General features: G+C 67.9%; 20 protein-coding genes. 17 read left to right on the forward strand and 3 right to left on the reverse strand.

Annotated features, from left to right (window positions below; translation table 11 throughout):
- Positions 1-157: 157 nt before the first annotated feature.
- The 13 genes from INQ43_RS03490 (at position 158) to tkt (ending at position 15,707) form a co-directional block, all read left to right on the forward strand.
- Entirely contained in the window at positions 158-1,216 is a 1,059-nt protein-coding gene (locus INQ43_RS03490) for a pilus assembly protein PilM (protein ID WP_194035111.1), read from the forward strand.
- Positions 1,216-2,004, forward strand: coding sequence for a PilN domain-containing protein (locus INQ43_RS03495; RefSeq protein ID WP_194035112.1), 789 nt, complete (start codon positions 1,216-1,218; stop codon positions 2,002-2,004). Before INQ43_RS03490 ends, INQ43_RS03495 begins: the two co-directional genes overlap by 1 nt.
- Positions 2,001-2,666 (forward strand): type 4a pilus biogenesis protein PilO, encoded by a 666-nt coding sequence (gene pilO / locus INQ43_RS03500; RefSeq protein WP_194037116.1) that lies wholly within the window; start codon positions 2,001-2,003, stop codon positions 2,664-2,666. The genes INQ43_RS03495 and pilO overlap by 4 nt, the downstream gene beginning before the upstream one ends.
- Positions 2,666-3,220, forward strand: coding sequence for a pilus assembly protein PilP (locus tag INQ43_RS03505; protein WP_194035114.1), 555 nt, complete (start codon positions 2,666-2,668; stop codon positions 3,218-3,220). Before pilO ends, INQ43_RS03505 begins: the two co-directional genes overlap by 1 nt.
- Before the next feature lie 163 nt (positions 3,221-3,383).
- A complete protein-coding gene (locus INQ43_RS03510) occupies positions 3,384-5,186 on the forward strand; it encodes a type IV pilus secretin PilQ family protein (protein ID WP_228062658.1) in 1,803 nt (600 codons plus the stop codon).
- Between the two features lie 147 nt (positions 5,187-5,333).
- The gene (locus tag INQ43_RS03515) at positions 5,334-6,362 is read left to right on the forward strand and encodes a MoxR family ATPase (protein ID WP_194037117.1); all 1,029 of its coding nucleotides are present in this window, start codon (positions 5,334-5,336) and stop codon (positions 6,360-6,362) included.
- Positions 6,359-7,252 carry a DUF58 domain-containing protein gene (locus INQ43_RS03520; RefSeq protein ID WP_228062605.1) on the forward strand — a complete coding sequence of 298 codons (894 nt, stop codon included), beginning with the start codon at positions 6,359-6,361 and terminating at the stop codon, positions 7,250-7,252. The genes INQ43_RS03515 and INQ43_RS03520 overlap by 4 nt, the downstream gene beginning before the upstream one ends.
- The gene (locus tag INQ43_RS03525) at positions 7,252-7,740 is read left to right on the forward strand and encodes a DUF4381 family protein (RefSeq protein ID WP_194035117.1); all 489 of its coding nucleotides are present in this window, start codon (positions 7,252-7,254) and stop codon (positions 7,738-7,740) included. The genes INQ43_RS03520 and INQ43_RS03525 overlap by 1 nt, the downstream gene beginning before the upstream one ends.
- Complete coding sequence (locus INQ43_RS03530; protein WP_194035118.1) at positions 7,737-8,765, forward strand: VWA domain-containing protein; 1,029 nt, start codon at positions 7,737-7,739, stop codon at positions 8,763-8,765. Before INQ43_RS03525 ends, INQ43_RS03530 begins: the two co-directional genes overlap by 4 nt.
- Positions 8,762-10,567, forward strand: coding sequence for a tetratricopeptide repeat protein (locus tag INQ43_RS03535; protein ID WP_194037118.1), 1,806 nt, complete (start codon positions 8,762-8,764; stop codon positions 10,565-10,567). The genes INQ43_RS03530 and INQ43_RS03535 overlap by 4 nt, the downstream gene beginning before the upstream one ends.
- The gene (locus tag INQ43_RS03540) at positions 10,567-12,258 is read left to right on the forward strand and encodes a BatD family protein (RefSeq protein WP_194037119.1); all 1,692 of its coding nucleotides are present in this window, start codon (positions 10,567-10,569) and stop codon (positions 12,256-12,258) included. Before INQ43_RS03535 ends, INQ43_RS03540 begins: the two co-directional genes overlap by 1 nt.
- Before the next feature lie 60 nt (positions 12,259-12,318).
- A complete protein-coding gene (locus INQ43_RS03545) occupies positions 12,319-13,623 on the forward strand; it encodes a dicarboxylate/amino acid:cation symporter (protein WP_194037120.1) in 1,305 nt (434 codons plus the stop codon).
- Between the two features lie 92 nt (positions 13,624-13,715).
- Positions 13,716-15,707, forward strand: a complete 1,992-nt coding sequence (gene tkt, locus INQ43_RS03550) for a transketolase (RefSeq protein ID WP_194037121.1) — start codon at positions 13,716-13,718, stop codon at positions 15,705-15,707.
- 36 nt (positions 15,708-15,743) lie between these two features.
- Here tkt and INQ43_RS03555 read toward each other — a convergent pair whose 3' ends face one another.
- Genes INQ43_RS03555 through INQ43_RS03565 form a run of 3 tightly spaced genes read right to left on the reverse strand, consistent with a single transcriptional unit; the run spans position 15,744 to position 17,385 of the window.
- A complete protein-coding gene (locus tag INQ43_RS03555) occupies positions 15,744-16,622 on the reverse strand; it encodes an MBL fold metallo-hydrolase (protein ID WP_194037122.1) in 879 nt (292 codons plus the stop codon).
- Complete coding sequence (locus INQ43_RS03560; protein WP_228062606.1) at positions 16,619-16,951, reverse strand: metalloregulator ArsR/SmtB family transcription factor; 333 nt, start codon at positions 16,949-16,951, stop codon at positions 16,619-16,621. The genes INQ43_RS03555 and INQ43_RS03560 overlap by 4 nt, the downstream gene beginning before the upstream one ends.
- 47 nt (positions 16,952-16,998) lie before the next feature.
- Positions 16,999-17,385 carry a rhodanese-like domain-containing protein gene (locus tag INQ43_RS03565; RefSeq protein WP_194037124.1) on the reverse strand — a complete coding sequence of 129 codons (387 nt, stop codon included), beginning with the start codon at positions 17,383-17,385 and terminating at the stop codon, positions 16,999-17,001.
- Between the two features lie 122 nt (positions 17,386-17,507).
- Between INQ43_RS03565 and INQ43_RS03570 the strand changes: the two genes are divergently transcribed.
- The 4 genes from INQ43_RS03570 to trxC are packed head-to-tail and all read left to right on the forward strand — an operon-like array spanning position 17,508 to position 22,561.
- Complete coding sequence (locus tag INQ43_RS03570) at positions 17,508-17,723, forward strand: DUF2892 domain-containing protein (RefSeq protein WP_194035126.1); 216 nt, start codon at positions 17,508-17,510, stop codon at positions 17,721-17,723.
- On the forward strand, positions 17,720-18,826 hold the full coding sequence (locus tag INQ43_RS03575; protein WP_194037125.1) for an efflux RND transporter periplasmic adaptor subunit: 1,107 nt from the start codon (positions 17,720-17,722) through the stop codon (positions 18,824-18,826). Before INQ43_RS03570 ends, INQ43_RS03575 begins: the two co-directional genes overlap by 4 nt.
- The gene (locus tag INQ43_RS03580; RefSeq protein ID WP_194037126.1) at positions 18,819-22,100 is read left to right on the forward strand and encodes an efflux RND transporter permease subunit; all 3,282 of its coding nucleotides are present in this window, start codon (positions 18,819-18,821) and stop codon (positions 22,098-22,100) included. Before INQ43_RS03575 ends, INQ43_RS03580 begins: the two co-directional genes overlap by 8 nt.
- A complete protein-coding gene (gene trxC / locus INQ43_RS03585) occupies positions 22,097-22,561 on the forward strand; it encodes a thioredoxin TrxC (RefSeq protein WP_194035129.1) in 465 nt (154 codons plus the stop codon). The genes INQ43_RS03580 and trxC overlap by 4 nt, the downstream gene beginning before the upstream one ends.
- Positions 22,562-22,565: the final 4 nt, after the last annotated feature.

Raw genomic sequence — 22,565 nt, forward strand, 5'->3', positions numbered from 1 at the left:
TCTGGAATACTGCGGCACGGGGCAAGCCCATTTGCGACAGAAACGGGCACTGGTGGGCAGTTGGGGATGGAAGTGCTTGCGGGCTTGTGAAAAGTCCGTTATCTAAGGATCGGCCACAAGCGGTGCGTACAGCATCTGATGGCAAGGGGAGATAACTTTGGGCGTCATCAAGAAGAGCCAGCCGGCACTCGTCGGCGTGGATATCAGTTCGACTGCGGTCAAGCTTCTGCAGCTGTCGCGGGCTGGCAACCGGTATCGCGTGGAGCATTACGCGGTGGAGCCGTTGCCGCCCAACGCGGTGGTGGAAATGAACATCGTGGAACCCGAGGCGGTTGGCGAGGCGATCAAGCGCGCCATGGCCCGCTCGGGCACCCGCGCCAAGCACGCTGCAGCAGCCGTGTCCGGATCGGCGGTGATCACCAAGGTGATCCCGATGCCGGCGGAGCTGGACGGCGATGACCTGGAAGCCCAGGTCGAGCTGGAAGCGGTCAACTACGTTCCCTACCCGATCGAGGAAGTGAACCTGGACTTCGAAGTGCTCGGGCCGATGCCCGGCAGCCCGGAGTCGGTGCAGGTGCTTCTGGCCGCATCGCGCTCGGAGAACGTTGAGGTCCGTGCCTCCGCGCTCGAGCTGGGCGGGCTTATCCCCCAGGTCATGGACGTGGAAGCGTTCGCGATCGAGAACGCGTTCGCCCTGATCGCCGATCAGCTGCCCATCCCGCGCGACGGCCTGGTCGCGCTGATCGATGCGGGAGCCACGATGACCACGCTCAACGTCATCCGCCATGGCCGCAGCATCTACAGCCGCGAACAGGTATTCGGCGGCAAGCAGCTGACCGACGAGATCATGCGCCGTTACGGCCTGAGCTATGAGGAAGCCGGTCTGGCGAAGCGCCAGGGCGGACTGCCGGAAACCTACGAGACGGAAACCCTGGATCCGTTCAAGGAAGCCCTCGTACAGCAGGTCAGCCGCCTGCTGCAGTTCTTCTACGCGGGCAGCGAACACAACCGGGTCGACCAGATCGTGCTGGCCGGGGGCTGCGCGGCCATCGCGGGCATCGCGCCGCTGGTCGAGGAGCAGCTGGGCGTGCCGACGATGATCGCCAACCCGCTGGCACACATGACGCTGGGACCACGGGTGCAGGCGCATGCACTCGCGCAGGATGCTCCGGCCCTGATGATCGCGTGCGGGCTGGCATTGAGGAGTTTTGACTGATGGCACGGATCAACCTTCTTCCGTGGCGCGCCGAGCGCCGCAAGCAGCGCCAGAAGGACACCATGCTGCTGCTGGCGCTGTCTGCGCTGGGTGCGATCGTGCTGTCGTTCATGATCATCTGGTACCACAACGCCCAGATCGACGGGCAGAACGAGCGCAACGATTACCTCAAGGCGCAGATCGCCGAGGTCGACAAGAAGATCGAGGAAATCGACGAGCTGGACCGCAAGAAGTCCCAGCTGCTGGCGCGCAAGGAAGTGATCGAGGAGTTGCAGGCCAACCGATCGCAGATGGTCCATCTGTTTGACTCGCTGGTGCGCACCATCCCTGACGGCGTCGTGCTGACATCCATCAAGCAGGACAACGAAACGCTCACCCTTGAAGGCCGCTCGCAGTCCAACGCGCGCGTCAGTACCTACATGCGCAACCTGGAAGGCTCGGGCTGGATGACCCGTCCGGAACTGTCGATCATCGAGGCGAAGGGCTTTGAGCAGGGCCTTCCCTACGAGTTCAAGTTGCAGGTCAAGCTGGCCAACCCCAGCGCGACCACTGACGAGGACGGCGATGGCGTTGCCGATGAGCAGGTCGCCCAGCTCACCCCGGCGGCTGACGGCTTTGTCGAGCCGCCGGTGGCAACCGTCACCCCCCTGGGCGGTGGCACGGATGCAGGTGCGGCTGCCCGCAGTGAAGACGCTGCCGACATCGCACAGCCGGCGGACGACGCAACCGAGGAACCCGTCGCGCCGGCCGAGTCGGCCGATGCCAGTGAGAGTGGAGCCGCGTCGTGAGCAAGAAAATCAATATCAAGGAACTGGACTTCAACAACATCGGCGGCTGGCCGCAACAGGCCAAGGTCGGCCTGTGCGTGATCCTGGTCCTGCTGATCGTGGGGCTCAGCTGGTGGCTGTTCGTGCGCGACAAGCGCGACACCCTGGAGAGCCTGGAGCGCACGGAGACCGAGTTGCGCGGCACCTTCGAGACCAAGCAGGGCAGGGCATCCAACCTGGAGCCGCTGAAGCTGCAATTGGCCGAGATGGAGCAGCAACTGCAGCAGATGTTGCGCCAGTTGCCGAGCAAGACCGAGATGCCCGACCTGATCGTCGACATCTCGCAGACCGCACTGGCGACCGGTATTACCAACGAGCTGTTCCAGCCTGGTCCCGAGCAGCCCAAGGAGTTCTACGCCGAGAAGCCCATCTCCCTGCGCATGGTCGGCTCGTATCACCAGTTCGGTGGCTTCGTCAGCGGCGTGGCGTCGCTCCCACGGGTGGTGATCATGACGATGCACGACATCTCGCTGAAGCCACGTGGTGCCGGGAAAGAGACGGGCATCACCGCCAACTCGCCGCTGGAGTTGGCCGGGACGGTGAAGACCTACCGCTACCTGGACGAAGAAGAAATGGCGGAGCAAAGCGCTGCCGCGGAAGCTGAAAAGAAGGGGGCAAAATGATGGGCAACTCGACCATCCGCCGCCGTGCGGGAGCGCCACGCCTGTTGCTGGTAGCCGTGGCGCTGGTTGCCGTGGCCGGCTGCACGCGCGGCGTGACCAGCACCTACGGCGACGCGCCGAACCTGGAAGGCTGGGTCGCCGACGTCAAGACGCGACCGGCGCCACCGCTGGATCCCTTGCCGATCATGCAGCAGTTCGAAACCTTCGAATATGCAGCGCACGGCCTGCGGGATCCTTTCAGCAACGCATTCACCGACCGCGACAACGGCGGCGGTCCACGGCCGGATTCGGACCGGCGCAAGGTGCCGCTGGAGCAGTTCCCGCTCGATTCGCTGGACATGGTCGGAACGCTGGGCCGCGGCGGTGCAACCGTGGCCCTGGTGATGGCGCCCGACAAGGTGACCTACAAAGTGACCCGGGGTGAGTACATGGGTCAGAGCGACGGTCGGGTGACCGGCGTGTTCGAGGACCGCATCGAGTTGGTGGAACTGGTGTCGGACGGTGCGGGGGGCTGGCTGGAACGTCCGGCGTCGCTCACCTTGGAAGATCAATAAGGATTGGGGAATTAGCACGATGACCGTTTATAAAGCCATACGATCGCCACGTGCGCAGCGCCCCATGGTGCTCCGCAATACAGGTTTGGGCCTGCTGCTGGGGGCGATGGCCGCCGTCAGCGGCGTCCACGCCGCCGGACCGGTAGGTGCCAACCCGGGCCAGATGACCGGCGCGCATGTCGCACCGGCCTCCAGCCCGGATCCTGCCAAACAGGTCCCCGGAACCGTCTCGGTGTCCAACATCGACTTCAAGCGCGGCGATGGCGGCGCGGGTCGCCTGATCCTGAGCTTCACCGGCGAAGGTGCTGCGCCGGACATGCGCAGCCAAGGGAACTCGGTGGTCATCAACGTGGCCAACGCTTCGCTTCCGGCGAACCTGCAGCGACCGCTGAACGTGTCCGACTTTGCCACTCCTGTGGACAATATCGAGGCGCGCAGCAGCGGCGGTGGCACCACCCTGGTGCTCAACACCGGCGGCCCGTTCGAATCGATGGCCTACCAGACGGGCAAGGACTACGTGGTCGAGATCGTGCCGCGCGCCGAGGTGGCCACGGCTGCCAGGTCGAGCCGTGCGCCGGCGATGGGCGCAACCAGTGGCGTATCGACGACGGAGACCAAGGTCTACGGTGGCCGTCCGGTCACGTTCAACTTCCAGGACGTGCCGGTGCGCACGGTGCTGCAGTTGGTGGCCGAGGAATCCAACCTCAACATCGTTGCCGCCGACAGTGTCAGCGGCAACGTGACCCTGCGGTTGATCAATGTGCCGTGGGACCAGGCGCTGGACATCGTGTTGCAGGCCAAGGGGCTGGACAAGCGCCGCAGCGGCAACGTGGTGTGGGTGGCCCCGCAGTCCGAGCTGGCCCAGCATGAGCAGGCCCGCGAAGATGCGCGGATCGCCATGTCCAACCGCGTCGAGCTGGTCACCGAGTACATCCAGATCAACTATCACAACGCCGGCCAGATCTACACGGCGCTGACCGAAGCCAAGGGCGTGGGCGGTTCGGGTGGCGGCGGTGGCGGCAGCGGTGGCAGCAGCAACACCGACACCGGTTTCCTGTCCCCGCGTGGACGGCTGGTCGCCGACGAGCGCACCAACACCCTGATGATCAGCGACACGCCGAAGAAAGTCGCCGAGATGAAGGAACTCATCGCCGTGATCGACCGTCCGGTCGACCAGGTGGTGATCGAGGCGCGCGTCGTTGTTGCTACCGAGAGCTTCTCGCGTGAGTTGGGCGCGCGGTTTGGGGTCAGCGGCACCAAGGACAATGTCGGCTTCAGCGGCAATCTCGAGGCGAACAAGGAAAACCTCAATTCGGTCAATGATTCCAGCGCCGCAACCACAATCACTCGCGGGTTGATGAGCAACCTGGCCGTCGCCAACCCCGCCGGCGCGGTTGCGCTGTCGATCCTCAACGCCGGTTACCTGCTCGACATCGAGTTGTCGGCGATGCAGACCCAGGGCCGTGGTGAGGTGATTTCCAACCCCCGCATCGTCACCAGCAACCAGCGTGAGGCGATCATCAAGCAGGGTCAGGAAGTGGGTTACGTGACCATCCAGCCGGCGACGGCGGGTGGTGTGGCGACCCCGAGCGTGCAGTTCAAGGAAGTCGTGCTGGAAATGAAGGTCACCCCGACCATCACCAACGACGGCCGCGTGTTCCTCAACCTCAACGTCAAGAAGGACGAGATCGAGGGCTTCGTCAAGACCGGTATCGGCGACGTGCCCCAGATCAGCACCCGCGAGGTCAACACCGCGGTGCTGGTGGAAGACGGCCAGACCGTCGTGGTCGGCGGCGTGTACGAGTTCCGCGACCGCGAAGACGCCAGCAAGGTGCCGTTCCTGGGGGACATCCCCTTCCTTGGCAACCTGTTCAAGAAGAAGGGTCGCCAGAAGGAGAAGGCGGAACTGCTGATCTTCGTCACGCCGAAGGTGCTGGAGGTACAGCAGCGCAGCCACCGCAACTGATCCAGCGGTGGAACGGAAAACGGAGCCTTCGGGCTCCGTTTTTTTTTGGTGGACGCTGAACGCCGACGGCAACGCGTTGAACCCGTCACGCCCACTTGGGTCAAACTTGCGCGAGGCCCGCAATCGGGGCCGCAACCGGGATTCTTGATGGACCATGTGACCGACCATTTCGCTCCTGCCGCCGAGCCCGCCGAACATGCCGCGCCAGGCCGGCTGCAGGCCGCGTTTGACGACCTGCGCGGCGCGCTGTCGGAACAGATCATCGGCCAGTCGCGGCTGGTGGAACGGCTGCTGATTGCACTGCTCGCCGATGGCCACCTGCTGGTGGAAGGCGCGCCCGGCCTGGCCAAGACCACGGCGATCCGGGCGCTGGCATCGCGGCTGGACGCGCAGTTCGCCCGTGTGCAGTTCACTCCGGACCTGCTGCCCTCCGACCTCACCGGCACCGAGATCTGGCGGCCGCAGGACGGCCGCTTCGAGTTCATGCCCGGCCCGGTATTCCACCCGATCCTGCTGGCCGATGAGATCAACCGGGCGCCGGCCAAGGTCCAGTCGGCGCTGCTGGAGGCGATGGGCGAGCGCCAGGTGACGGTGGGGCGGGCGACCTATCCGCTACCGGACCTGTTCCTGGTGATGGCGACCCAGAACCCGATCGAGCAGGAGGGAACCTTCCCCTTGCCCGAGGCGCAGCTGGACCGTTTCCTGATGCACGTGCGGATCGGCTATCCCGACGTGGACGCCGAAACGCGCATCCTGGAGCTGGCACGCAACCAGGCGCGGCGGGCGCTGACCCACACCGAGCCGGCGTTCAAAAAGCTGCCACTGGAAGACGTTTTCGCGGCGCGCGCCGAGGTGCTCGAACTGCACGTCGCGCCCATGGTGGAGCGTTATCTGGTGGAGCTGGTGCTGGCCTCGCGCGACGCCAGCAGCTACGACCCCGCGCTCGCGCGGCGGATCGAGTGGGGCGCGAGCCCCCGCGGTTCGATCGCGCTGGAGCGTTGCGCGCGTGCACGCGCGTGGCTGCTGGGACGGGATTTTGTCACCCCTGACGACGTGCGCGACGTGGCGCCGGATGTGCTGCGCCACCGCGTGCTGCCCAGTTACGAAGCGACCGCCGAAGGCTGGGACGGAGACCGCCTGGTCGCCGAACTCATTGCGAAGGTGCCGTTGCCGTGAGCGATGGGGTCATCCCCGCGATCGAGGAACTGGTGGCACTGCGCGCCGCAGTGACCGGGCGCCGGACGCCGCGCCGGGGCAGCCACGGCGGCGGCCAGGCGATTTCCCCGATGCGGGGCCGCGGCATGGAGTACGCCGAGTCGCGTGAATACGCCGCGGGCGACGACGCCCGCCACATCGACTGGCGGGTCACCGCCCGCACCGGGCGTGCCCACACCAAGCTCTACCAGGCCGAGCGCGAGCGCTTGAGCCTGATCGTCGCCGACACTGCGGCCAACCTGTATTTCGGTACCCGCGTGCGCTTCAAGTCGGTACAGGCCGCGCGCGCCGGCGCCATCGCGGCATGGGCGGCAATACGCGACGGCGACCGCGTCGCCGCGCTGCGCGGTTCCACGATTGAGCCACCGGTTTCCCCTGCCGGCGGCGCCCGTGGCGCGCTGCGGGTGATCGAGGCGCTGGCCCGTTGGTATGCCGCACCGGCCGATGACGACAAGGGCCTGGCAGTCGCCCTGGACCATGCCCAGCGGGTGCTCCGTCCGGGTTCGCGGGTGCTGGTGCTGGCCGATCCCGCCAGTGTCGCGGCCATGCCCGCGTCGCGCTGGACCGCGCTGGCGCGCCACCAGGAGGTCGTCCTGCTGCTGTTGACCGATCCGCTTGAAGCCGATCCCCCGCCTGCGGTCCTGCCGTTCGAGGCAGGCGGCCATCGGGTCGAGGTCGATCTGGCCGGCGACGCGGCGCGGCAGCGCTGGGACGCCGAGTTCTCCGCCCCGGTCCGGATGGCGCTGAAGACCCTGCCGACCCGCGGCGTGCGGGTCCACGTCCTGTCCAGCGATGCGCCCAGCGAATCCTGGCTCGCCTTGCAGGACCGACGCCCCGCGCTGGTGGCGTGATGCAGGATCCCACACTGCTGCTGCGCGACATCCATCAGCCGCCGGCGCCGCCGTTCTGGCCGCCGGCGCCGGGATGGTGGCTGTTGGCTGGTGCAGTCCTGCTGGTGCTGGGCATCGTGATGGGGCTGCGTTGGAAGCGCGCGCGGCGGCGGCGGGAAATCGCAGCGATCTTCGACAATGCGTTGGATGAGGCGGCAACCCCGACCGCCGAAGTGGCTGCGATCTCCCAGCTTCTGCGCCGTGCCGCGCGCCGCATCGATCCGGAAGCGGACCGCCTGCAGGGCGATGCATGGCTGGCATTTCTCGATCGCCCGGCTGGGAACACCCGTCGCAGCCGGAAAGCGAGCGCGACGGACGGTGGGTTCGGGGGTGCACCGGGTCGCCTTCTGCTGGAGGGCGCGTTCCGGCCCGAGGTCGACCCGGCCGATGTCGCAACGTTGCGCTCGCTGGCACGTGCGCGGTTCCAGCAGTGGATGCTGGACCAATGAGCGGCCTGCTGGCGAATACCGTGGGCGCGTGGCTGGATGGTTTCGCTTGGCCGTGGTTGTTGCTGGCGTTGCCATTGCCGTGGCTGGCGCGCCGGGTGCTCCCCGCCCGGCGGAGTTCGGCGCCCGCCCTGGCGGTGCCCTTCGGTGATCGCCTCGCCGGCATTGGTGCGGCCGCCGCCGGCAGCGGCCGCAGCGCTGGCACCTGGTTGGCATGGGCGGCATGGGTCTTGCTCTGCCTGGCGGTGGCGCGACCGCAACAGGTCGGCGAGGCGGTCATGCCGCCGCAATCGGGGCGCGAGATGATGGTCGCGCTGGATCTTTCCGGCAGCATGAGCGAGCCCGACATGATGCTCGGCGGGCGCCGGGTGGACCGGTTGACTGCGGCCAAGGCGGTGCTGTCGGACTTCCTCGATCACCGCGAAGGCGATCGGGTGGGTTTGCTGGTGTTTGGCCAGCGCGCGTATGTGCTGGCGCCACCGACGCTGGATCTGGCGACGGTACGCCAACAGCTCGGCGACAGCGTGGTCGGACTGGCCGGTCGGGAGACCGCGATCGGCGACGGCATCGGCCTGGCGGTAAAGCGCCTGGTCAGCGGCGCGGAGGATCGCGAGTCCGGCGCGCACGTGCTGATCCTGCTCACCGACGGCGTCAACAACGCGGGGATGCTGGAACCGCTGAAGGCTGCTGAGCTGGCAAGCGACGCTGGTGTGCGTGTCTACACCGTCGCCTTCGGCGGTGATGGCGCGATGTCGGTGTTCGGGTTCCAGCTGCCGGTTCCCGCCGGCGAGGACGAGGTCGATGAGGCAACGCTCACGCAGATCGCTGAAAGCACCGGCGGGCGGTTCTTCCGCGCCCGTGACACCGCCCAACTGGCCGGCATATACGCCGAAATCGACCGGTTGGAGCCGATCCGGCAACCCGGTGAAGCGTTGAGGCCGCGGATCGAACGCTACCAGTGGCCCCTGGGCGCGGCGCTCGGCTTGGGCTTGCTCGGCTTCGCCGCGCCGCGCCGGAGGCCATCGTGATCGCGGCGCTTGGGCAACTGCAGTGGCTGCGGCCGGACTGGCTGTGGGCGCTGGCGCTGCTGCCGGTGCTGGCGTGGTGGTGGCAGCGCCGCCGCACCCGCGCCAGCATCTGGACGCAGGCGGTGGACGCCCATCTGTTGCCGCATCTGCTCAAGCCAGGCCCGGCCACGCGTCGCTGGCTGGCGCCGGCGATCGCCGCATTGGCGTTCACCCTCGCGGTGCTGGCTTTGGCCGGCCCCAGCCTGCGCGAGGTCCAGCAACCGCTGTGGACGCAGGACTCGCCGCTGGTGGTCGCGGTCGACCTGTCCAGCGCGAGCCTTGCCGCGGATACGCCGCCGTCGCGCATCGCACGGGTGCGGGTGAAGCTGGCCAGCTTGCTCGCCGGTCGCCAAGGCGGGCAGGTCGGTCTGGTCGCCTGGGCGGGGGAGGCGTTCACAGTGGCGCCGCTGACCGCCGACACCGCCAACGTCGCCTTGTTTCTGGACGCGCTGGACCCCGATGTCATGCCGGTCGATGGCCAGCGACCGGACCGGGCGATCGCCCGGTCGGCGCAGTTGCTGGCCCAGGCCGGATTCCAGGACGGGACGATCCTGCTGTTGAGCGATCACGCGACCCCGGCGGCACGGGCGGAAGCCGCCAAGGCAAAGGCGCGTGGCTACACGGTATCGGCCCTGGGGCTGGGGACGGCGGAGGGAGCGCCGTATCGCACGACCGGCGGCGCGATCGATGTCGCGCGCCGCGATGATGCGTCCTTGCAGGACCTCGCGGCGGCCGGCGGCGGCCGCTACGCCGCGCTAGCCGAAAGCAACGACGATCTCGCGACGCTCGGCGTACTGGATTCCCGCCGTGGCACCGGCGCTGCAGACGGTGCGGAGCCGGGCACTTCGGTCACCACCCGTCAGGACGACGGCTACTGGTTGCTGTTGCCCCTGATGCTGCTGGCGCTGCTCGCGTTCCGTCGCGGCGCGCCCGTCCTGCTGCTGGTGCTGTGCCTCTGGCTGCCGGGTCGCGACGCATTGGCGGCGGACCTGTGGCAACGGCCGGACCAGCGCGCGCATCGCACCATGCAGGACGCGGAAGCGGCCTACCGGCGCGGCGACTTCGAAGAGGCGGCGAAGATCTACGCGGATGTCGACGGCGCCGACGCGGACTACAACCGTGGCAACGCCCTTGCGCGCCAGGGCAGGTACGCCGACGCCATCGCCGCGTATGACCAGGCACTGAAGGCGGCGCCGACCATGGAGGACGCGATCGCCAACCGGCGGGCGGTGGAAGCGGCGATGAAGCGCAAGCCTCCGCCGGGCCCGACGTCGTCTTCGGGCGAGTCCGGGGAGCCCAAGGGCGATGACGATGCGGGCTCCGGCAACAGCGACCCTTCGTCCGATGCCGACAGTCAGAAGAAAGACCCGGCGACGGACCAGGACCATGACAAGGATGCCGGTGACGGTCGCGGCGGGGATACGCCGGCGGCGCAGGACGAGCAGGACAAGTCTTCCCGCTCAGGCAGCGACGCCCAGAACGGGACGGACAACGAGCCCGAAGCCGCCGATGCCGAGGCCCAGGCGGCTGCCGATGCGGCGCAGCGCGAGCGCATGCGTGAAGCGCTCGAAAGCGCGGCGGATAACGCCGAAACCGACGGCGGCGCCGCTGCCGATGCGACGCCCGAGAGTGCCGATGAGCGCGAACGGCGCGTTGCCAACGAGGCCTGGCTGCGGCGGATCCCCGATGATCCCGGCGGCCTGCTGCGGCGCAAGTTCCGGATCGAATACGAGCGCCGCCAGCGCGAAGGGAGCACCGATTGATGAAGCCCATGGCTCGAGGAATCCTGCAGACGCTCGCCTGCCTGCTGTTGCTGGTCAGCCTGGACGCGAGCGCCAGGACACGGGCGTGGCTGGACCGCGACCACATCGCGATGGGCGAGACAACGACGCTCAATATCGAGACCGACACCGGCACCGCGCCCGACTACGCGCCGCTGCAGGCGGATTTCGCGATCAGTGGCCACACCAGTCGCCGCCAGGTGGAACTGGGCGGTGGCAAGGTCACCAGCCGCACCCTGTATGCCGTTGCGCTGCAGCCGCGGCGCGAGGGCCTGTTGACGATTCCCGGGATCGCCGTGGGTGGCGAGAAGACCAATCCGCTGCCGCTGACGGTGGCGCCCACAAGTGCGGCCACCCCGTCGCAGGCGGGCGCGGACGTCTTCCTGGAAAGCGAGCCCGACGACGCCTCGCCCTACGTGCAGCAGGCGGTCGGCTGGACGGTGCGGCTGTATTCGGCGGTGCCGCTGGTGTCGGGCCAGCTCGACCAGCCCGCACCGCCGGGCGTCTCGCTGACCCAGGTCGGTGAGGACCTGCGCTTTGACCGCCAGATCGGCGGACGTGACTACAGCGTGGTCGAGCGTCATTACCTGCTGGTTCCTGACCGCAGCGGCCCGGTGGAGGTGCCCGGCGCGATCTTCCGCGGCCGCGGTGTGAGCGGGTTTTTCGATGACCTGATGGGGCGCGGCGACAGCCTGCAGGCGAAGGCGCCCGCCATGACCCTGAGCGTGAAACCGATTCCGGCCCAGGCGCCGCAACCCTGGCTGCCGCTGCAGGGGCTGGAATTGCGCTATCTGACGACGCCGCAGAGTGCCGAGGCCGGTGCGGCGGCCACGCTCACCGTGGAGGCGGTGGTGGACGGCGCGAGCGCGTCGCAGTTGCCGGAACTGCAACTGCCGGAGGTTGCCGGCGCGCAGGTGTTCCCCGAGCCGGTGCAGACCGAAGAGCGCTGGGTCGATGGTCGACCCCAGGTCACCCTGCGCCGTCAGTTCGCGCTGGTGCCCGCGCAGCCAGGGACGCTGCGTATTCCCGGTCCACAGATGCCCTGGTGGGATGCCGTGGCCGGACAGGCGCGTACCGCGGAGCTGCCCGCACTCGCCCTAGAAGTCTCGGCAGCGGCCAGCAGCGGGCTGCCAACGGGCAGCTCCGGTGCTACAGGTGTCGCGCGCTCTGGCGGCGCTGATGGTGCTGGCGCCGTCCAAGGGCAGGGCGCCGCGTCGGACCACCAGCCTTGGGTTATCGCAACCGTGGTTTTCGGATCGGCATGGTTGCTGACTCTGTTGTGGGGCCTGCACCGTGTGCCCGCGTCCGCATCCGGCGCTGTCGCCGGGGCGGTTGCCGGTCCGATTGCCCCGGGTACGAAGCGGCCCCCGGCGGACCTGTCCGGCTTCGCCAGGTCGCTGGATCACGGCGACTTCGACGAGGTCGCCACGCGGCTGTGCGCCCTGGCGCGACCGCCTGCGACCGACATCGACGAGGCGCGCGCCCGGCTTGCCGATCCGGCCCAGCGCGAGGCGGTGGCGGCCGTGCAGCGCGCGCGCTGGGGCGACGGCGACGGGGTCGATGCGCGACGGCAGCTGCGATCGGCCTTCGCGCGCGGTCCGCAATGGCGCGACAGCCAGGGCGGCGCGACGACCTCCACGGAGTTGCTGCCGCCGCTGTATCCACCGCGCTGAGGCAGGCCTCGGCGAGCGCGGGTTTGTTACGCTCGGGCGCTGCCACCGCGGAGTGCACTGATGACCGATTCCACGCCTGACACCGCGCCGCGGACCCGCATGCCGCTGCACTGGAAGATGGCGATCGGCTTCGCGTCCGGCCTGCTGCTGGGGCTGCTGGTGTACTCGGCCCAGGTGCCGGGCGCCGACGTGTTCATGCGCTACGTCACCGACCCCGTCGGCCAGCTGTTCCTGCGGCTACTGTTCATGCTGGTGATCCCGCTGATCTTCTCCGCGCTGGTGCTGGGCGTGGTGGAGATCGGCGATCCCGAGTCGCTGGGCCGGATCGGCCTGAAGACGCTGCTCTACATTCTTGTGGTCACCGCGATCGCCGTCGCCATCGGCATGCTGATGGTCAACGTGTTCCAGCCGGGCGCGGGCATGTCACGCGAGGTCGGCGAGGCACTGATGGCGCGCGAATCGGAGGCCAGCGCGGCGATCATGACCCACCGCGAGTCGCTGTCGGGCATCGACATCCTGCTCAACATCGTGCCCCGCAACCCGGTGCAGGCGGCCGCCGACGGCGAGCTGATCTCGGTGATGTTCTTTGCGCTGATGTTCGGCATCGCTGCGACGGTGATGCGCACGCCGGGCGTCAACGCGTTTGTCGGCACCGTGCAGGGCATCTACGAGATCAGCCTGAAACTGATCGACTGGGTGATCCGGACCGCGCCCTACGCGGTGTTCGCGCTGATGTTCAGCCTGGCGGCGAAGGTCGGGCTTACCGCCCTCAAGCCGCTGGCGATGTACGTGCTGGTGGCGGCCGGCGCGATGGCGCTGCACATGGTGGTCGTGTTTCCGCTGTTGCTGCGCTTTCTGGGCGGCATGTCGCCGCTGTTCTTCTTCCGCCGCGCCCAGCTGGCGATGCTGACCGCGTTCTCGACCTCGTCCTCCAGCGCGACCCTGCCGACCACCCTGCGCGTGGCCGAGGAGGAGCTGGGAACGCCGCGACGGATCGGCCGGTTCGTCTGCACGCTGGGCGCGACCGCCAACATGAACGGCACGGCCCTGTTCGAAGGCGTGACGGTGCTGTTCCTGGCGCAGTTTTTCCTGATCGACCTCAGCCTGGGCCAGCAGGTCCTGATCGTGCTGATGTGCGTGCTTGGCGGGGTGGGCGCGGCCGGTGTGCCGGGTGGATCGCTGCCGGTCATCGCGATGATCCTGGTGATGTTCGGCATTCCGCCGGAAGGGCTGGGCCTGATCCTGGGCGTCGACCGTTTCCTCGACATGTGCCGGACCTGCGTCAACGTCACCGGCGACCTGGTCGGCACGGTGGTGATTTCACACAGCGAGGCGGGCAAGGCCCACGTCGAACTGCCCGAGTGAGGGCGCGTTTGGCCGCGCGCGCGGAACCGGCGACAATGGGCGACTGCCCTGCAGCGAGTCTGCAAGGGCCGCCCCCCATTCCTGGATCCGCCATGCCCACGCCCAGCCGTCGCGACCTTGCCAACGCCATCCGTTTCCTCGCCATCGACGCCGTCCAGGCGGCCAACTCCGGCCATCCGGGCATGCCGATGGGCATGGCCGACATCGCCGAGGTGCTCTGGAATGACTACCTGAGCCACAACCCGGCCAACCCCGGCTGGTTCAACCGCGACCGCTTCGTGCTGTCCAACGGCCACGGCTCGATGCTGCAGTACGCGCTGCTGCACCTGTCGGGCTATGACCTCTCGATCGAGGACCTGAAGCAGTTCCGCCAGCTCGAATCGCGCACGCCGGGCCATCCGGAAAACTTCATGACCCCGGGCGTGGAAACGACCACCGGTCCGCTGGGCCAGGGCCTGGCCAACGCGGTCGGCATGGCGCTGGCGGAGAAGCTGCTCGCGCAGCGCTTCAACCGGCCCGAGCACGCCATCGTCGACCACCGCACCTGGGTGTTCATGGGCGATGGCTGCCTGATGGAGGGCATCTCCCACGAGGCGGCATCGCTTGCCGGCACCTGGGGGCTGAACAAGCTGGTCGCGTTCTGGGACGACAACCACATCAGCATCGACGGCGACACCGCCGGCTGGTTCACCGACGACACGCCGGCGCGCTTCGAGGCGTACGGCTGGAACGTCGTGCGCGGCGTGGACGGCCACGACGCGGACGCGATCAAGCGCGCGATTGACGAGGCGCTGTCGAGCAACGACAAACCGACCTTGCTGTGCTGCCGCACCACGATTGGTTATGGCTCGCCGAAGAAGGCCGGCAGCGAGTCCAGCCACGGCTCGCCGCTGGGCGCCGATGAAATCGTCGCCACCCGCAAGGCGCTGGGCTGGGAGCACGGCGCGTTCGAGATTCCGGACGAGATCTACGAGGGCTGGCGCGTCGGCGGCGTCGGCAGGTTCCGCGAGGATCAGTGGAACGAGGCCTTCGACCACTACGCGACCCGTTTCCCGCTTGAGGCCGCGGAACTGGTCCGCCGCTCGCACGGCGAACTGCCCGACGATTTCGCCGAGGCCGCCGATGCGTTCATCGCCAAGCTGCAGGCCGACGGCCCGGTGATCGCTTCGCGCAAGGCCTCGCAGAACGCGATCGAGGCGTTTGCGCCGCACCTGCCCGAGCTGGTTGGTGGTTCGGCGGATCTGGCCGGTTCCAACCTCACCCTCTGGAGTGGCAGCAAGTCGGTCACCGGTGAGGGCCGCGATGCCAACTACATCTATTACGGCGTGCGCGAGTTCGCGATGACCGCGATCAGCAACGGCCTAAGCGTCCACGGCGGCTTCATCCCCTACGACGCGACCTTCCTGGTGTTCAGCGACTACGCGCGCAACGCGGTACGCATGAGCGCGCTGATGGGCGCGCGCGCGATCCACGTCTACACCCACGACTCGATCGGTCTGGGCGAGGACGGACCGACCCACCAGCCGATCGAGCACCTGGCCAGCCTGCGCTACATCCCCAACAACGATGTGTGGCGTCCCTGCGATGCGGTGGAATCCGCGGTCGCGTGGAAGGCGGCGATCGAGCGCGCCGACGGTCCCAGCTGTCTGGTGTTCTCGCGTCAGAACCTGGACCACCAGCCGCGCGACAACGCCCAGCTGGGCGACATTGCCCGTGGCGGTTACGTGCTGCGCGACGGCGGCGCCGACCCGGAGCTGATCCTGATCGCGACCGGCTCGGAAGTCGGCCTGGCGATGAAGGCGGCCGAGGAGCTGGGCGACGCGGTGCGCGTGGTGTCCATGCCCTCCACCGACGTGTTCGACCGTCAGGACGAGGAGTACCGCGAATCGGTGCTGCCGCGTGGCTGCCGCAAGCGCGTGGCGATCGAGGCCGGGGTATCGGACTTCTGGGCCAAGTATGTCGGCCTGGATGGCGCCGTGATCGGCATCGACACCTTCGGCGCGAGCGCACCGGCGGACAAGCTGTTCCCGCACTTCGGGTTCACCGTCGACCACGTGGTACGGGCGGCGCGCGCGCTGGGCTGAGGTCTGCCACGGGTACCGGGCGCCACTTGCGCGGTCCTACAACCCGTCGGCAGGCGATTCCAGTTGCAATGGCGTGCAAAGATAACGGCGACCGCCGGCACCTGCCGGGGGCAGGCGGCCGCCGCGGATGTTTACCTGGAGCGAGGGATACAGCAGCTTGGGCGCGGCGAGGCCGGCATCGCGCTCGGAGCGGACCTTGCGGAACGCCTCCAGCGAGGTGTCTGCTGAAAGCAACCGGTTGTCGCTGCGCGATTCCTCCACGGTGACGCTGGCACGTCGCTCGCGTCCTTCCGGTGGGTAGTCGTGGCACAGCCACAGCACGGTGTCTCCCGCCAGCGCGTGCAGGCGCGTGATGGACGCGTACAGCTGATCGATGCTGCCGCCGGGAAAATCGCAGCGCGCGGTGCCCAAGTCGGGTGCAAACAGCGTATCGCCGACGAACACGTTGTCGCCAATGCGATAGCTCAGGCTGTCGGCGGTGTGGCCGGGCGTGGCCATCACCTCGATTGACAGCGCGCCGGCGCTGAACACTTCGCCGTCGGCGAGCAGCCGATCGAACGCGTCCGCCAGCGCGGGGTCGGCGCGGTCCATCCCGAACACGGACGAGAAGTGATCCTGCACCGAGGCGATGCCGCTGCCGATGGCGACGGGAACGTCCAGCCGCGCGTGCAGGAATGCGGCCGAGCTTAGGTGGTCCGCGTGGGCATGGGTCTCCAGGATGAAATGCACGCGCAGATCGTTGGCGGCAATGAACTCGAGCACGTCGCGCGCTGAATCGGTCCGGATCCGGCCCGAGCTTTGGTCGTAGTCGAGCACCGGGTCAATCACCACCGCATCGCGGCCCTCATGGACGACGTAGGTCCAGGTGCCGGTCGACTCGTGGAAAAACGGTTCCACCTGTGGCTTGGAAGTCATCGGCTCTCTCCGTTTGGGGCGGCGTCCACGGCGCAGAAGATCCCGTGCAGGGTGTCGATGATCTGCCGTGCGGGGCCGTCGCTGAGCGAGTAATAGATGGTTTGCGCGTCACGACGGGTGTGCACCAGCCCGTCCGCGCGCAGAAGCGCGAGGTGTTGCGACAACGCCGACTGGCTCAGGTCGAGCTGGTTGTTGAGCTCGCTGACCGATTGCTCGCCACTGACCAGCATGCACAACAGCATCAGGCGGTTCTCGTTGCCGAGGGCCTTCAACAGCCGCACCGCGTCGCCTGCGTGGCTGCGCATCGCTTCCGGATCGATCGCGGCCATGGACTCGGTAGCCTCGGGCATTCGTGCCGCGCGCATCGACTGCTGAGTCAACGCGTCGTCACCGGCAGGCCGGCGTCGGTCCATCCGGTGATGCCGCCGCTGATCGAGCGCACGTCGGTGAAACCCATGCGCTGCAGGCTCACTGCGGACAACGCGGCGCGGCCGCCGGTCCGGCAATACACCACGATCGGGCAGGACTTGGAGGACAGCGCCGGGTCGCTGACATTGGCGACGGCGGGGTGGGCGTCGACCTGGAATTCGAGCACTCCGCGCGGGATGTTGATTGCGTCCTCGATGTGGCCGGTCTGGTATTCGGCCGGTTCACGGACGTCGATCAGCACCGCGCTGCGCCGATTGGCGGCCAGATCGCTCGGTGCGACTTCACGGATCTGCTTGCGTGCTTCTTCCACAAGCTGGTTGGCGGTCACATGCATGACAGGACTCCTGGGGATGGCACGCCACTATATCACTTGACGCTAATATAAGTAAAAGCTAATGTAATGACATAGCCGCCGCCGTGGGCACCCGCCCGGGCCGGATCGAGAAGGAGGGACCGATGAGCATCGAACGTGCCGTTTCCGCATTCGCCGGCGTGATGATTCTGATCAGCGTGCTGCTGACCCAGCTGGTATCGCCACACTGGTGGTGGCTGACCGCATTCATCGGCTTCAATCTGCTGCAGTCCAGCTTCACCGGGTTCTGCCCGGCCGCGATGGTCATGCGCAAGCTTGGCGTCGGCAGGAATGCCGGGGGCGAGAGTTGCCCACGTTGAGCCGGCTGGCGACCAGCCACGCCCGGCGCGTCAGCATGGTGATTGCCAGCGCGATGCTGGCAACACTGGCGGCGTGCGGCGGAGAGTCGGCGAGTCCGGAGCGCGCAACGCTGCCCGAGCTGCCGACGTTCATCGTCGCCGCTGACGGTGACGGTGCCAGCCGCAGCTGGGACGGCGTCGTGGAAGCCGTGCAGCAGGCGGAGCTGACCGCGCAGACCGCCGGACGTGTCACTGCAGTCAATGTCGACATCAATGATCGGGTGGCCGCCGGTGACGTGCTGTTGCGCCTGACCGCGGTGGAGCAGCAGGCGGGGGCGAACACCGCGCGAGCGCAGTTGCGTGCCGCCGAGGCCGCAGTTGCCGAGGCCACTGCCAGTTACCGGCGCCATGCCGCATTGGCCGATGACCAGTTCGTGTCCAAAGCGCAACTGGACCAGGTGCGGGCCGCACGCGACAGCGCGGTGGCGGCACGGGATTCCGCGCGCGCGCAACTCGCCCAGGCGGGCCAGCAAACCGAATACACCGTGGTACGGGCGCCCTTTGCGGGCGTGGTCGACGCGCGTCGGGTGGAACCGGGCGAGAGCGTTGCTCCCGGCCAGCCATTGCTGGCGATCCATGCCCCGGGGGCGCTGCGGATCCAGGTCCAGGTGCCACAGTCCGACGCCGCAGCGATCCGCGCCGCCGGACGTGCCCAGGTGCAGCTCGCCGATGGCCGCGCGGTCGATGCGGCTGACGTGGCCGTTTACCCGGCCGCCGATCCACTCACCCACAGCGTCGGGGTGCGGATAACGCTGCCGGAACTCGACGATGCGCCAACGCCCGGGGTGACGGCCAAGGTGGTCTTCCCCATCGCCGGCGCGAAGGGCGCGGCACCCATCAGCATTCCCCGATCGGCAATCGCCCAGCGCGGCGAACTCAGCATCGTGTACGTGCTCTCGGGCGACCGGCTTGTGCTGCGTCAGTTGCGTCTGGGGCGCCGCAGCGGTGAGAGCGTCGAGATCCTGGCCGGGTTGAAGGTGGGCGACGAGGTCGTGTCCGACCCGACCCGGGCGGTACAGGCCGTCGCGGCGCAGCGCCGCGCCGACGGGGGCTCCAATGACTGACAACGCTTCCCTCGCGCCGGCGAGGCTGGGCCTGTCGGGCTGGCTTGCCGCGAAGTTCCAGGCCAATCCGCTGACGCCGATCCTGGCGATCCTCGGCCTGTTGCTGGGCGTGGTCGCGGTGATGATCACGCCCAAGGAGGAAGAGCCGCAGATCGACGTCACCATGGCCAACGTGTTCGTGCCGTTCACCGGTGCCAGCGCGCGCGATGTCGAGCAGCTGGTCAGCTCGCCGCTGGAACAGAAGCTTTCCGAGATCGAGGGCGTCAAGCACGTCTACTCGATCAGTCGCCCGGGCATGGCGGTGCTGACGGTCGAATACACCGTCGGCGTCGAGCGCCAGGCTGCGATCGTGCGCCTCTACAACCAGGTGTTCTCCAACCAGGACTGGCTGCCACCGGGCCTGGGGGTCGGCCAGCCGCTGATCAAGCCCAAGGGCATCGACGACGTCCCGGTGATGGCGCTGACGTTGTGGACGGACGACCACGACCGCAGCGCGACCGACCTGGCGGAGGTCGCCCACACCCTGGAAACCGAACTCAAGCGGGTGTCCGGCACTCGGGACGTCTACACCCTGGGCGCGCCCGATCGCGTGGTCGCGGTCACCCTCGATCCCGCCAGCCTGTCGGCGCACGGCCTGACGGTCAATGATCTGATGCAGTCCCTGCAGGCGGCCAACGCCGTGCGGCATGTCGGCGAGCGCGTCGGGCCGGAGGGCGCCATTCCGGTCACGGCCGGCGAGTTCCTCGTGGACGCCGACACGGTTGCCGGGCTGGTGGTCGGGCTGCGCGAGGGCAATCCCTTGCGCCTGTCGGACGTCGCCACGATCCATGCCGGCGGCGACGTCGCCAGCCGCTACGCGTGGCATGGCACTCCGGCTGGCCAGGAGGGTCCAGCGAGCGCGATCGTGCCTGCGGTGACCATCGCGATTGCCAAGAAACCCGGCAGCAACGCCTCCGACATCACCAACGGCATCATCAAGCGGATTGCCCAGCTCGAGGGCGAGGTGATCCCGGAGGGCGTGAACGTCAGTGTCACCCGCGACAACGGCCGCACCGCCAACGACAAGGCGCAGAAGCTGATCCAGAAGCTGGTCTTTGCCACTGGCTCGGTGGTGTTGCTGATCCTGTTCGTGCTCGGCTGGCGCGAGGCGCTGGTGGTGGGCAGCGCGGTCGTGCTGACCCTCGCCCTGACCCTGTTCGCGTCCTGGGCGATGGGCTTCACCCTCAACCGGGTGTCGCTGTTCGCGCTGATCTTCTCCATCGGCATCCTGGTGGACGACGCCATCGTGGTGGTGGAAAACATCCACCGCCACATGGCGTTGCCGGGCCCGGACGGGAAGCCGCGAACGCTGTTCCAGGCCATTCCGCCAGCGGTGGACGAGGTCGGTGGCCCGACCATCCTGGCCACCTTCACCGTCATCGCCGCGTTGATGCCGATGGCGTTCGTGTCGGGCCTGATGGGGCCGTACATGCGGCCGATCCCGATCAATGCCTCGGTGGGCATGTTCCTGTCGCTGGCGATCGCGCTGATCGTGACCCCATGGCTGTCGCTGAAGCTGCTGCGCCGGCACGCACCGGATGCGCGCGATGTCGCGGCGGCCGGCACTGGCGCAACCCCTGCGCTTGAGCCGGAGACCTTCCTGCACCGCTGGTTCGGCACACTGATGAACCCCTTTCTGGACCCGCATCGGGGCGGCGGCCGGCGCGGCTGGCTGTTTGGCGGCATGGCATTGCTGGTATTGGCAGCGGCATCGCTGGCCGTCTTCCAGCTGGTAGTGATGAAGATGCTGCCGTTCGACAACAAGTCCGAATTCCAGGTCGTGGTCGACATGCCCGAGGGGCGGACCCTGGAGGACACCAACGCCGTGCTGGTGGAACTGGCGGCCACCCTGGACGACGTGCCCGAAGTGCTCGATTACCAGGGCTACGCCGGCACCTCTGCGCCGATGAACTTCAACGGGCTGGTGCGCCAGTATTTCCTGCGCAGCGGCAGCAATGTCGGTGACCTCCAGGTCAATCTGGTGGACAAGCACGAGCGCAAACGCCAGAGCCACGAGATCGCCCGAGAGCTGCGACCGGAGCTGGCCGCCATCGGCGAGCAGCACGGCGCGTCGGTCAAGGTCGTTGAAGTGCCTCCGGGGCCGCCGGTGCTTTCGCCGCTGGTCGCCGAGGTCTACGGACCGGACTACCAGCGCAGCCGTGAGATTGCATTGGCACTGGCGCAGCGCTTCCGCGCCACCACGGGCGTGGTCGATGTGGATACCACTGTTGAAAGCGATGCGCCGCGCGAGACGCTTGTGATCGACCGCGCCCGCGCCGCTCGCCTGGGCGTCCCCCAGTCGGCGATTGCCGACGCGCTGCAGGCCACGGTCAGCGGCATCGACGCGACCTGGGTCCACGACGGCGCGTCCAAGTATCCGCGGCCGGTGCGCCTGCGCCTGCCGGCTTCCGAGCAGGCGGACGTGGGTCGCCTGCTGGCGCTGCAAGTCCGCGGCGGCGAAGGCCAACTGGTGCCGCTGTCGGAGCTGGTGAGCGTGCGCACAGACCAGTGGGATGGTGCGATCCACCACAAGGACCTGCTGCCGGTGGTGTACGTGACCGGTGACGAGGCGGGCAAGCTCGACAGCCCCCTGTATGGGATGTTCGACCTGGTCGGTCAGCTCAACCGCGATGAGGTGGACGGTCAGCACCTCGCACAGACCTTCATCTCGCAGCCGCCGGATACCAGCGATTTTGCGATCAAGTGGGACGGCGAGTGGCAGATCACCTACGAGACCTTCCGCGACATGAGCATCGCCTACGCCGCCGGCATGGTGCTGATCTACCTGCTGGTGGTCGCGCAATTCCGCAGCTATCTGGTGCCGCTGGTGATCATGGCGCCCATTCCGCTGACCGTGATCGGCGTGATGCCCGGCCATGCCATCCTGGGCGCCCAGTTCACCGCGACCTCGATGATCGGCATGATCGCGTTGGCCGGCATCATCGTGCGCAACTCGATCCTGCTGGTGGATTTCATCAACCACTCGATGCACGGGGGGCGCTCGGTCGAGCAGGCCGTGGTGGATGCCTGCGCGGTGCGTGCAAAACCCATCCTGCTTACCGGTGCCGCCGCGATGATGGGAGCGTTCTTCATCCTCGATGACCCGATCTTCAACGGGCTGGCGGTGTCGCTGATCTTCGGCATCCTGGTCAGCACCGCGCTCACGCTGGTGGTGATTCCATTGCTGTACTACACCCTGCTGCATTGGCAGCAGCGAAAGGAGGACCACGCATGATTTCTTCAACCACCGACAACGCACCGGAGGCGGTGCTGGTTGTCTGCCCCCATTGCCATTCACCCAACCGGGTGCCGGACGCTCGACTGGCCGAGGCGCCTTCGTGTGGTCGCTGCCAGAAGCCGCTGTTTGACGGCAAGCCGGTGAGCCTGGGAGTGGATCATTTCACCGCCCACATCAGTCGCGGCGGCCTTCCCGTGCTGGTGGATTTCTGGGCGCCCTGGTGTGGCCCCTGCAAGGTGATGGCGCCGCAGTTCGAGCTCGCCGCCGCCGAGCTGGAGCCGCAGGTGCGCCTGGCCAAGGTCGATACCCAGAGCGAGCCCACCCTGGCCCAGCAGTACGCCATCCGCAGCATTCCCACCCTGGCCCTGTTCAAGGGCGGCCGGGAGCTGGCGCGGCAGGCCGGGGCGATGTCGGCGGCGGACATCGTGCGTTGGACGCGGCAGCACCTGCCGGCGTGAAGCG

It is taken from the genome of Lysobacter sp. H23M47, assembly GCF_015209765.1.
Taxonomy (GTDB): domain Bacteria; phylum Pseudomonadota; class Gammaproteobacteria; order Xanthomonadales; family Xanthomonadaceae; genus Novilysobacter; species Novilysobacter avium.

Bases quoted from the DNA above. Each gene is read 5' to 3' on its own strand.
- INQ43_RS03495 (WP_194035112.1), top strand. From the start codon at position 1,216: ATGGCACGGATCAACCTTCTTCCGTGGCGCGCCGAGCGCCGCAAGCAG.
- INQ43_RS03505 (WP_194035114.1), top strand. From the start codon at position 2,666: ATGGGCAACTCGACCATCCGCCGCCGTGCGGGAGCGCCACGCCTGTTG.
- INQ43_RS03510 (WP_228062658.1), top strand. From the start codon at position 3,384: ATGACCGGCGCGCATGTCGCACCGGCCTCCAGCCCGGATCCTGCCAAA.
- INQ43_RS03515 (WP_194037117.1), top strand. From the start codon at position 5,334: ATGGACCATGTGACCGACCATTTCGCTCCTGCCGCCGAGCCCGCCGAA.
- INQ43_RS03525 (WP_194035117.1), top strand. From the start codon at position 7,252: ATGCAGGATCCCACACTGCTGCTGCGCGACATCCATCAGCCGCCGGCG.
- INQ43_RS03530 (WP_194035118.1), top strand. From the start codon at position 7,737: ATGAGCGGCCTGCTGGCGAATACCGTGGGCGCGTGGCTGGATGGTTTC.
- INQ43_RS03540 (WP_194037119.1), top strand. From the start codon at position 10,567: ATGAAGCCCATGGCTCGAGGAATCCTGCAGACGCTCGCCTGCCTGCTG.
- INQ43_RS03545 (WP_194037120.1), top strand. From the start codon at position 12,319: ATGACCGATTCCACGCCTGACACCGCGCCGCGGACCCGCATGCCGCTG.
- tkt (WP_194037121.1), top strand. From the start codon at position 13,716: ATGCCCACGCCCAGCCGTCGCGACCTTGCCAACGCCATCCGTTTCCTC.
- INQ43_RS03555 (WP_194037122.1), bottom strand. From the start codon at position 16,622: ATGACTTCCAAGCCACAGGTGGAACCGTTTTTCCACGAGTCGACCGGC.
- INQ43_RS03560 (WP_228062606.1), bottom strand. From the start codon at position 16,951: ATGGCCGCGATCGATCCGGAAGCGATGCGCAGCCACGCAGGCGACGCG.
- INQ43_RS03565 (WP_194037124.1), bottom strand. From the start codon at position 17,385: ATGCATGTGACCGCCAACCAGCTTGTGGAAGAAGCACGCAAGCAGATC.
- INQ43_RS03570 (WP_194035126.1), top strand. From the start codon at position 17,508: ATGAGCATCGAACGTGCCGTTTCCGCATTCGCCGGCGTGATGATTCTG.
- INQ43_RS03580 (WP_194037126.1), top strand. From the start codon at position 18,819: ATGACTGACAACGCTTCCCTCGCGCCGGCGAGGCTGGGCCTGTCGGGC.
- trxC (WP_194035129.1), top strand. From the start codon at position 22,097: ATGATTTCTTCAACCACCGACAACGCACCGGAGGCGGTGCTGGTTGTC.